This window comes from Cellulomonas sp. A375-1 (genome assembly GCF_001040865.1).
Classification (GTDB): Bacteria; Actinomycetota; Actinomycetes; order Actinomycetales; family Cellulomonadaceae; genus Cellulomonas; species Cellulomonas gelida.
In genome coordinates, this window is the sequence record NZ_LFKW01000101.1 from 1 (window position 1) to 10,905 (window position 10,905).

4 protein-coding genes and 1 pseudogene are annotated in these 10,905 nt (G+C 73.7%); all 5 read right to left on the bottom strand.

Features of this window, described 5'->3' with window-relative positions:
• Positions 1-2,228, bottom strand: a 2,228-nt coding sequence (locus CWIS_RS10485; protein WP_053071669.1) for a transglutaminase domain-containing protein, incomplete at its 3' end; no start/stop codon positions are given.
• Positions 2,225-3,367 carry a DUF58 domain-containing protein gene (locus CWIS_RS10490; protein WP_048343240.1) on the bottom strand — a complete coding sequence of 381 codons (1,143 nt, stop codon included), beginning with the start codon at positions 3,365-3,367 and terminating at the stop codon, positions 2,225-2,227. The genes CWIS_RS10485 and CWIS_RS10490, both read right to left, overlap by 4 nt.
• Position 3,368: 1 nt before the next feature.
• Entirely contained in the window at positions 3,369-4,325 is a 957-nt protein-coding gene (locus CWIS_RS10495) for a MoxR family ATPase (protein WP_048343241.1), read from the bottom strand.
• 55 nt (positions 4,326-4,380) lie between these two features.
• Entirely contained in the window at positions 4,381-10,530 is a 6,150-nt protein-coding gene (locus CWIS_RS10500; protein WP_048343268.1) for an Ig-like domain-containing protein, read from the bottom strand.
• Positions 10,527-10,905, bottom strand: a pseudogene (locus CWIS_RS19415) (serine/threonine protein kinase); the annotation flags it as partial. The pseudogene CWIS_RS19415 and the gene CWIS_RS10500, both read right to left, overlap by 4 nt.

The window sequence follows — 10,905 nt, forward strand, 5'->3', positions numbered from 1 at the left end:
GACCAGTACTGCGCGACCTGCGTCGCGTCCGGCTCGCCCGGCCCGAAGACCGCGCGGTCCGCGTTCCGAGCGAGCGCGTCGACCTGCTCGGCCACGCGCGGTGCAGACGTCGGGCCGCGACCCGCGGCGTCGCCTGCGAACGCGAGCGCGAGCGCCCGCGCGGACTCGGACCGGGTCGCGACCTCGGGTGCGGGACGGCGCAGGTCGATCGCCTGGTCGAGCACCTCGTCCCACCCACCCGCGACGCGTGCGACCGGGTCGCCGTGCTTGCGGCGCCGGCGCCGCCGCCGGGACTTGATCGCCCCCACGACGACGAACGGCGCGACGAGCAGGAGCAGCGGCACGCCCGCAGACACCGCCACGACCGCGACCGTGCGCCACAGCGCGGAGGCGTCGTCGTCGTCCGCCGGAGGCTCGGGAGCGGGCTGCTCGGTGTCGTCGTCCGGCGGGGTCACCGCACCGGGCGGCGGCGGTGGGGGCTGCACGACCTGCGGCTTGGGCTCGGAGCTCTCCGGGTCGTCGCTCTTGTCGGGGGTCTTCTCCTTCGGCGGCGTCGCGTCGAAGGGCACCCAGCCGTACCCGGAGAACGCGACCTCGACCCACGCCTGGACGTCGGCGCCGGTCACCGCGACGGGCTCACCGCTCGCGACCTGCTCGGCCGAGGGCACGAAGCCGAGCACCACCCGCGCGGGCAGCCCCAGCGAGCGCACCATGAGCGCGAGCGCGGCCGCGTACTGCTCACCGTCGCCGACCATGAGGTCGTCCGCGAGCAGGCTCGCGATCCGGTCCGCGCCGTGGCCCGAGAGCGACGGCGTCTGACCCTCGAGGCCGTCGCTGTAGAACCCCTCCTCGATCAGCCAGGCCGCGAGCGAGTCGGCGACCTCGACCGCGTGCCCGGCGTCGCGGGCCACGTCGGCGGCGGTCACGCCCACGACCTCGGGGACACCGACGAGCTCGGGCTGCACGACGTCGGCCGCCGCCGCCGTGCCGATCTCGTCGACGGTCGGGACGACCGGTACGACGGTCTCGAGATCGTAGGACAGCCCCTGCTCGAGCCCGCCGGTCAGCACCGCGGCGCCCGTCGCGTCGTTGAAGCGCAGCTGCGAGGCGGTGCGGCCCAGGCCGAAGCCGGTCGCCTGACCGACCGTGGGCAACCACACGCCCGTGAGCTCGTCGATCGTGATGCGCACGGTCCGGCGCTCGCCCCGCACGCTCGTCGGGAGCTCGTCACCGACGCGACGGAACTCGCCCGAGCTCTGCGCGGAGCCGTCGCCCGCGACGTTCCACACGACGCCGTCGTAGCGATCCATCGTCGCGAGCCGGACGCGCCCGCCCTGGCCGAGTCCCTCCACGGTGAACAGCGTGGTCTCGTCGAGGTTCTTGACGTACTCCCGGAACGCCGACAGCGGGCTCGCGTAGTCACGCGGGTCGAACGGCGGGACGATCTCGTCGCGCAGCACGTAGCGCGGCTCGTCGCCGACAGCCAGCGGCGCACCACCCAGCGCGGCCCCCACCCCGACGAGTCCGAGGGTGGCGAGCGCGATCACGCGACGCGGACGCAGCCCGCCCGCACGCCACGCCGCCCATGGCAGCAGAACGACCGCCAGGACCACGCCGGTCACGGTGGGCGGCACGAGCGGGAAGCGCACGCCGAGCAGGATCACGACGACGAGCACGCCGACCGGCACCAGTGCAGCTGCGGCCGCCCACCGCCCCGGCGCCCGCACCGCGACGGCGACCGCGGCCAACGAGCCGACGAACGCGAGCAGCAGGGCCGCGACGAGCATCGTCCCGCCGGACCCGAGCGGCGGCTGCAACGTCACCACCTGCGCCCAGGACGTGACCGCACCGCGCGCCAGACCGACCACCGTGGCCGACGTCGGCACCACGCCGGCGACCGTCGTCGACGGCGCCGCGAGGGCCCCGCCGGCGAGCGCGTACGTCACCAGCGCGGCCGCGACGACCGTGATCGCGGTCCACCGCAGCCACGCGCCGACCAGCGCGAGCGCCGACCCGAGCACCAGCCCGCCGACGATCGCCGGCAGCGCGGCGTTCCCGCCGTACACCTCGAGCAGGGGCGCGAGGACCAGGGCGAGCACACCGACGAGCACCGTCGCGTCGAGGACGCCCAGCGCGAGCGGTCGCCGGCGCGGCCGCGCGGTGACGCGCCGACGGGCCGGGGCCTGCGCCGCGCCCGCCGGTGCGGGGCGTTCGAGGGTCGTCGTCACGCGATCACGCGCCGCAGGAGACGGGGCAGGTCGTCGAGCGTGCCGAGCGTCGCGAGCGTCAGCTGGCCCTGCGTCCGCACCGACACCTCGGCACCGAGCTCGCACCGCACGACGAGCGTGCGCGTGCCGGCAGGCAGGTGCCTGCTGCCGAGCCGCAGGTCGGAGTCCGAGGGCACCGAGCCGGTGACGAGCACCGCGACCGAGCACTGCGGCGACTCGCGCACCACGCGCCGGCCGAGGAGCGTCACGTCGGCGCCGGCCGGGTCGAGCTCGAGCCCGGAGCAGTCGTCGAGGAGCATCGCCGGCGTGCGGACCCGCAGCGCACCCGGTCCCGCGAGCACCGCGAGGTCGCGCTCGTCCCGCAGGGTCTGCACACCGATCGACGCGAGGGCCGAGATCGCGAGCTCGAACTCGTCGTCGTACGCGTAGTCGCGCGGGTCGTTCGCGAGCGCGAGCACCGTCTGCGTGCGACGCGTGTCCTCGAACTGCTTGACCATGAGCTTGCCGCGGCGCGCGGTCGTCCTCCAGTGGATGTAGCGACGGTCGTCGCCCGCGACGTAGTCGCGCAACGCGTGGAACGACATGTCGGAGTCCGACAGGTCGCGCGTCGACTGCCCCTCGAGGTCGCGCAGCAGCCCCGAGCTCGCTCCGCCGAGCGGCACCAGCTCGGGGTGCACGTACAGGTCCACCGGCCGGGTCCACAGCACGCTGCGCCGCGCGAGCCCGAGCGGGTCGCCGCGCACGGAGCGGACGGGGCCGACGACGACGACCGCGCGGCGCGCCGTCGGGATGGCGAACAGCTCGTCGTGCGTCGCGTCGGGGGCCAGCGACGGCACCGCGAGCTCGGCGAGACCCGCACCCACGGGCAGCTCGAGCCGCGAGGGCAGGGACCTGCGCCGCGCGGCGTTGCGGACCTCGATCCGACCGACCGCGCGCTCGCCGATCCGCACGCGGTGGTCCGCCATGTCGAGCGTGACCGCGTACCGCGCGCGGCCGACCGTCATGAGCAGGCACACCGCGAGGACGCCGACGAGCCCCGCGCCGAGGGTGGCGAGCTCGGCCCAGCCGAGCAGCCGCCCCAGCACGAGGCCGAGGAGCGCGACGACCGCGCTCCCCCAGCCGGCGCCCGAGATCCGCACGTCAGGCCGCCCGCAGCACCGGGGGCGCGACCTGGTCGAGCAGGCGGGCGAGCACGTCGGTCGCCGTCACGCCGGCGAACTCCGCCTCGGCGTCCAGCACGAGGCGGTGGGCCAGGACGTACTGGGCCAGGTCCTTCACGTCGTCGGGCAGCACGTACTCGCGGCCCCGCGAGGCGGCCCAGACCTTCGCGCAGCGCACGAGCGCGAGACCGCCGCGCACGCTCGCACCGAGCGCCGTCTGGCTGTCGTCACGGGTCGCCTCGGTGATGCGCGCGACGTAGTCGAGCACCACCGGGTCGATGTGCACCGTCTGGGCGAGGTCGGCCATCGTGCCGACCGCCTCGGTCGTGATCCGCGGGCTCAGCCCGAGCGTGCGGTCCTTGGCCCCCGCGAGGATCTCGACGGTCGACGCACGGTCCGGGTAGCCCAGGCTCGTCTTGATGATGAACCGGTCGAGCTGGGCCTCGGGGAGTCGGTAGGTCCCCGCCTGCTCGATCGGGTTCTGCGTCGCGATGACCATGAACGGACGCCCCACGGGGTGGGTCACACCGTCGACCGTGACGTTGCCCTCCTCCATGACCTCGAGCAGGGCCGCCTGCGTCTTGGGCGACGCGCGGTTGATCTCGTCCGCCAGCACGACCGAGGCGAACACCGGGCCGCGATGGAACTCGAAGCGGCCCGTGCCCTGGTCGTAGATCGTCACGCCCGTGACGTCCGACGGCAGCAGGTCCGGCGTGAACTGGATGCGGTGGTGCGTGCCCTGCACGGTCGCGGCGAGCGCCTTCGCGAGCGAGGTCTTGCCCGTCCCGGGCGCGTCCTCGAGGAGCAGGTGCCCTTCCGCGACCATCGCCGTGAGCGCGAGGCGCACCGGGAGGTCCTTGCCCAGCAGCACGCGGCTGACGTTCTCGGCAAGGGCGGCGAACGTCTCGGCGAACCAGGCGCTCTGCTCGGGGGTCATGTGGCGGTCTCCGTCGTGGGGTCGAGGTGTGAGGTACCGGGGCGGTGGTCGGCGGTCACGGGTCGGGCGTCGGGGTGGGCTCGGGCTGGGTGCGCGCGGGGATCGTGATGGTGGCGCGCGCCTCGGACGAGCCCCGGTCGTTCCTCGCAACGACCCTGATCTCGACCTTCTGGTCGCGACTGCGGACCGTGAAGTCCGAGAACGAGGCCGTGCGCTCGGATGCCGGGACCCGATCGCGGCACTCCTGCCGCCGGTCGTCGAGGTACCAGCAGAACTCGTACGTGAGGGCGAGGCCGCCGTCGTTGGTCGGCGGCTCCCAGGTCGCGTTGACGCGCGTCGGAGCGTTGGTCGGGTCCAGCGCGAGCACGATGCTCGTGGGTTCGGACGGTGCCAGGCCCCACCAGAACTTGACTGTCGCGGTCGACCAGGCGGTGGTGTCGATGTCCGTGCTCGCTCGGACCGAGAGCGTCAGGTCGGAGCCCGTGTACTCGATGGGCCAGTCGGCGACGTCGACCGTCGCGGACGTCCCGGTGCTCGGGCCTCCGGACGCGCTGCGTCCCCTCATCTCGAGCTTCCACTCGTACTGCAGGTTCCTCCCACCGCCGTCGGCAACCGGATCCCACTCGACCGTGATCTGCGTCGGTCGTCCACCAGCGCCCTCGGCGGTCTTCCTCATCCGCAGAGCCGAAGGGTCACCCGGAGGCGTGGTCGGCGTCGCGGAGCGCGAGTTGCTGAAGTCGCTGGACCCGCCCTCGTTGCGGGCCTTGACGCGGTACGTGTGCGACGAGCCGCCGGTCAGGCCCGAGTGCTCCCAGGACGTCCCGTCGGTCGACCCGACGACCGAGTCGCCGTCGTACACGTCGTACGTCACGCGCGAGCCACGGTCGTCCACGCGGTCCCACGACAGGTGCACGGTGCCCGACGCGGGCGGCGCCACGGGCTCGGCGAGCGTCGGGGTCCGCGGTGCCCCGAAGGCGCGCGCGGTGACCGTCTCGCTCGACGGTCCCCAGCCGGCCTTGTTCTTCGCCTGGACGGCGAACGTGTACTCGGTGCCGTTCTCCGCCTTGAAGGCGACCGAGCGCTGCTCGGTGTCGATGGTCCGGTCCGAGCCGCCGCCGCGGACGATCAAGCGGTACGCCTGCACGCCGTCGCCGTTGTTCGTCTGCGGCGCGGACCAGGTCACGTCGATCTGCCCGCCGATCGCGGTGTCGGTGCGCACCGCCTGCAGCGCGGTCGGCGCCGACGGGGGCGCGGCCGGCCACTGGGTGCCCGACCACGGGGTCCACGGGCTCGGCTTGTCGCGGAGCGCGTTGTGCGCGCGCACGCGGATCGAGTACGACGTGCCGTTGGCCAGGCCGGTGAAGGTCACCTTGGGCGAGGTCGGGGTGAGCACCGCGCTGCCGCTCGGCGGCGACGGCGTGATCTGGACCTCGTAGTTCACGATCTTCGAGCCGTTCGTCACCGAGTCGGGCCAGCTCCACGAGAGCTCGCCGTCACCGAAGCCGACGAAGTCGACACGGGCGGGCGCCTCGGGCACGGCGTCTGGCCGGGCCTGGGCGGACGCCGGGCTCTCCTGCGACCACCCGACCGCGTTCTGCGCCGCGACGGAGAACGTGTAGGTCACGTCGTTGGTCAGCCCGTCGAACGTGCACGTCGTCGATGCGCACGTCTTGGTCAGCCCACCGGGGCTCGCCGTCAGGCGGTAGCTCGTGATCGACGCACCACGGCTGTTGGGCGCGGTCCAGGACAGCACCACCGTCTTGTCGCGCTCCTCCCCGACGCGGGGGGCCGCGGGCGTGTCCGGGACGCCGCGGACGTTCAGCGAGATCCGTCCCTCGACCTCGCGGTCCGCCTCGTCGATCCCGTCGCGCACGCGATAGCGGACCACGAGCTCGCCGATGTAGTCGGGCGCGGGCGTCACCGTCACGCGGGACGCGGTCGCCGACGCCGTGCCACGCCCCGACTCGACGGTCGCGCCGACGACACGGAGCGGCTGCTGCGGGTAGGGGTTGAACGAGCCCTCGAGCACGTCGATCGCGCGGGCCTCGCCCTCCACCGCGTCCTCGATCGTCCAGTCCTGCACGAATGCCTTGGGGCGCGTGCTCGCGATGACGCGCAGCTCCAGCTGAGCCTCGAGCTGCCCCTTGCGGCCGAACCCGATCCGCAGCGGGAGCACGCCGCGGGTGCCCTTGTCGGCGCTCAGCGCGGCGGCCACCGAGAGCTTGGAGTCGTCGATGGTGGCGGTGAACCCGCTGGGCACGCCGGAGGCCACGGCATACGTGTACTGCTTCTCGCTCGGCGTCGTGCCCTCGGGCGTCGTCGTGAACGACCGCAGGTCGACGGTGATCGGCGCCTCGCCGGGCGCGACCTCGATGACGGCCGGGGCGAACGCCGGCGGGTGGTCGTCGACCGCGAAGACCTCGATGGGCAGCGTCAGGTAGGACGTGCGGGCCGTGGTGTCGTTCGCACTCGTGGCGTCCGTGACCGGCAGCGTCACGGACGCCGGCCCGGCGTAGTCCTTCGTCGGGGTGAACGTGAGCTCGTCGCCGTCCTCGCCCACCGCGACCGTGCCGCGTGTCGCCGTCACCTGCAGCGCGTCGGCAACCGTGGGCTGGCGGCCCTGCGCGACCTTGATCTGCTCCTCGAGCACGATCGTCAGCTGCTCACCCGACGCGACCCGCAGCTCGGGCGCACCGGGCCGCAGCGAGGGGCGGATGAAGCCCAGCGCGGGGACGGTGATGAACGCGTACGCGGTCGCGGTCTCGGGCGCGCGCGAGTTGACGAGCTGGAACGGCAGGGTCTGCGTCTGGTCGGTGAGCGTGACGAGGACCTTGTTGTCGGCCGTCACCTGCGCGACCTGGGCGACGGACGCGGGCACGCGCACCTCGAGGTCGCTGAGCGGTCCGCTCGGGTTCTGCGCCGTCGCGAGCACGTCCACCACGACCTCGGTCAGCCCGAACGTCTCGGTGGCCGGGACGACGACGTCCTCGGCGATCGGCGGCAGCACGGGTGCGTCGGGGTCGACGGTGACGGTCAGTGTCGCGGTGTCGCGCCCGCCGCGCGAGTTCGACACGGTGTACACGATCGGGAACACGGCCGCCTCGGACGGCGCCGTCACGGCGATGCGCCGCCCGACGACCTCGGCCTGGACCGCGTCGTCCTTGGTGAGCTCGGGTTCGAGCAGGAGGTCGTCGCCGGAGTTGTCGACGTCGTTCGCCAGGACACGCACCTCGATGCGCTCACCCGGGCGGATCGTCACGGCGTCGTCGCGTGCGACCACGGCCGCGGTGTCGACCGGTCGCGGGCTGATGCCGACGCGGATCGTCCCGACCGCGCGCTGCCCCACCCAGTCCTCGACCGCGTACTGGAACGTCTCGGTCCCCGACTCGTCGCGCAGGGCCTCGTACTCGATCCAGTCCGGCCCGACCTTCGCGACGCGTCCCTTCGTCGTGCCGCTGGCCTGGCCGAGCAGCGTCACCCCGTCCCCGTCGGGGTCGATGCCGACCAGCGGGACCTTGATCCGCACGGTCTCCCCTGCGAACACCCGCGCCTCGAGGTCGCGTGGACGGGGCGGCGTCTTCGTCGTCGGGTCCGACTCGTGCACCCGCACCGTGACGGTCGCGGCCGTGCGGTTGCCGGTCGAGTCGGCGATCTCGAAGACCGCGCGAGCGGTGACCGCGTCGGCCGGCGCCTGGTACCGCAGCACGTCGCCGGAGACGAACATCAGCCCGTCCCCGGGCGCGACCGGCTCGACGAGCGTCGGCATGAGCGACAGGGGGTCCCCGTCGGGGTCATAGGCGCTCTCGAGCACCGGGATCGTCACGACACCGCCGGTGCGGACGGTCGCCTCGACGTTCTCGGCCACGGGCGCCTGCGTCGAGGACGCGGGCGGCACGGGTTGTACGACGATCTGCCCCGTCGCGGTCTTGGTCCCGTTCGTGATCGTGTACGGCAGGACGACGACGTGGTCGAGCGTGCGCTCCGAGCGGATCTGGACCAGGTGGTGCTCGAGGATCGCGACGCTGAGCCCGTCCGCGTCCGAGGTGTCCACCGACTGCAGGACGAGCATCTCGCCCGCGGGGTCGGAGTCGTTGGCGAGCGGGTCGATCGTCACCTCGCCGCCCGCGGGCAGGAAGGCGCGGTCGCGCACCGCGATGGGCGGCGCGGCCTCCTCGGGCCATGCGCGCACGTCGATCCGCGCCAGCCCCGTCGCCTGCTGCGGCGGGGCCGCGATGACGAACGTCACGTAGTACGAGCCCGCGCGCGGCGCGGAGAACGTGAACGTGCCGGCCTGCAGGTCGGTCGAGATCGTCGCGCCCGTGACCTCCTCGACCGACGCGAGCCGCGCGGGCTCCTCGCCGGTCGACCGGACGGCGTCGAGCGGCTCGAGCGTGACCGGCTGGTCGACGTACGTCACGGCGTGCACCGGGTCCACCCGCGGCGGCAGCGAGCCCGCCGGGCGCACGTCGACCTCGATGGTGCCGGGCGTGGCGTCCTGCGACGACCCGTCCGAGACCAGGACGTCGACCGTGGCGCGTCCGAGCTTGCCGCCGTCGGCGCGGAACGTGATCGTGCCGTCCTGCCGGAACCGCACCGTGCCGATCGCGGGGTCGGTGCTGGCGCCGACCAGGACCATGTCGTCGCCGTCGGGGTCGTGGAAGTTCGCGAGGACGTCGTACGTCGCCTGGCCGTTCTGCTCGACCTGGAACGCGCCCTGACGGTCCTGCACGGGCGGGTCGTTGTCGCCGTCGCCGTGCACGACGAGCGTGACCGTCGCGGTGGAGGGCGCAGACGTGCCGCGGCCGTCGTCGATCGTGTACGTGAACGACTGCGAGCCGCTGGCGCCCGACGCGATGTCGACCTGCAGCGCACGCCCACCGTGGATCGACTGCACGGTCCCGAACGACCTCGCGATCGACTCGAACTCGCGCACGGCGAGGATCCCGCAGTCCGACGAGGAGTCGTTGCTCAGCACCGCCAGGATCGTGGTGCGCCCCGGCCGCACGCCGAACTCGTCGTCCTTGGCGGTCGGCGGTGCCGACTCGGAGGTGCACTCGGTCGCGAGGTCCTGGGTGCTGACCTCGGACTCGGAGTCCTCGACGTCGTCGTCGGGGTTCTCCTCCTCCTTGATGTCCTCCCAGTTCGGCACGCGCAGCTCGGTGTCCTCCTGCGGCTCCCACACGCGGCCGCGGGCCGTGTCGTTCAGCACGACGGCCGTGCGGTTGACGCGGAAGACGAGCTTGTCGTCGGCCGACATCTCCTCGAGCGCCTCCACGAGCGGCGCCTCGCCGTCGCACAGCCGCTGGTACGAGCCCGTCACGGACGCCCAGGCCCCGTGCGCGCACGAGCCCACCTGGACCGGCGCGGCCGGCTTGCCCGAGCCCTGCGTCGGGTGCGGCACGGGCTCGCCGCCGTCGAGCGGCACCTCGACGAGGTCCGTGTCGGTCGCGACCAGCACGCGCGACGACGCGGGGCCGGGCTGCTGCAGCGTCGGGTTCGTGCCGGTGACCTCGACCGAGCCGTGCCGGGTGACGACGGTGCCGCCCCGCAGGCCCACCGGCTCGTCGCCGACGGTCGTCAGCTGGTCGAGCTCCCCCTCGCCGAGCGAGCCGTCCTGCGACACGCGGGCGCCGTCACCGGTCGTCGAGACCCGCGAGACCGTGCCGTCGGCGGCGACGCCGTACGCGACACCCGACGTCGAGACGACCGCGCGTCCGCCGCGGCCCAGGTCGACGTCCGGCTCGCCCTCGCCGGGCCGCATCGAGTCGAGCGACGTGAGCGGACGCACGAACAGCCCGCCCTCGGAGTCGACGAGCGAGAGCACACCCGCCGACATCGAGACCGGGCCGCCCGGGACGCTCGACGGCTGCACACCCGCGGCGGCGACCTGCGCCGTCAGCGCGACCGTCGCCGGGTCCACGACCGAGACCTTGCCCGGCTCCACCAGCACCACGTCGCCCTCGTCCTGGAGGACGTCGAACGTCGAGGACTCGGCGACCAGACCCGCGTTCAGCTCGTCGACCTGCACGTTGTACCGGCCGAGCTTGTGCGCGTCGGTCGCCGTGAGCCACACCGCGCCGTCGTTGAGCTCGACGCGCGCGAGCGGGAAGCCGGGGTTGAGGAGGGCGAGCACGGCCACGACCGCGGGGACGGTGACCACCGCCGCTGCCGTCGTGGCGTGGCGCCGCGCGGTGAACCAGCTCATGCGCACACCTGCGCCGGGTCTGCCGAGGCGCGACGGTCGGCGCGCACGATCGACACCTCGATGCACACCTCGTCGCCGGTCTGCGCGGCGGGCAGCGTGACGGTCGGTTCCTCGACCACCTGGAGCGTGCCGGTCCCCTGCACGGTCCGCACGCCCCAGAGGTAGTGGTCGTCGGGCCGCGGGTCGGGGTTGATCCACGTGAACGTCACGTTGCCCGCCTCGTCACGGTCCCCCTCGAGCGAGTGCGGGCTGGGCACCACGGCCTCCACGGCGCTGCCGCCGGTCTGCTCGAAGTCGGTGTCACCCGGCCGACGCTCCGTGCCCGTGGGCCGCAGCGCGGCGGCGGCGATCACGACGATCGCGCCGAGCACCACG

Excerpts from the sequence above, each read along its gene's own strand:
- CWIS_RS10495 (WP_048343241.1), bottom strand. The coding sequence starts at position 4,325 with ATGACCCCCGAGCAGAGCGCCTGGTTCGCCGAGACGTTCGCCGCCCTT.
- CWIS_RS10500 (WP_048343268.1), bottom strand. The coding sequence starts at position 10,530 with ATGAGCTGGTTCACCGCGCGGCGCCACGCCACGACGGCAGCGGCGGTG.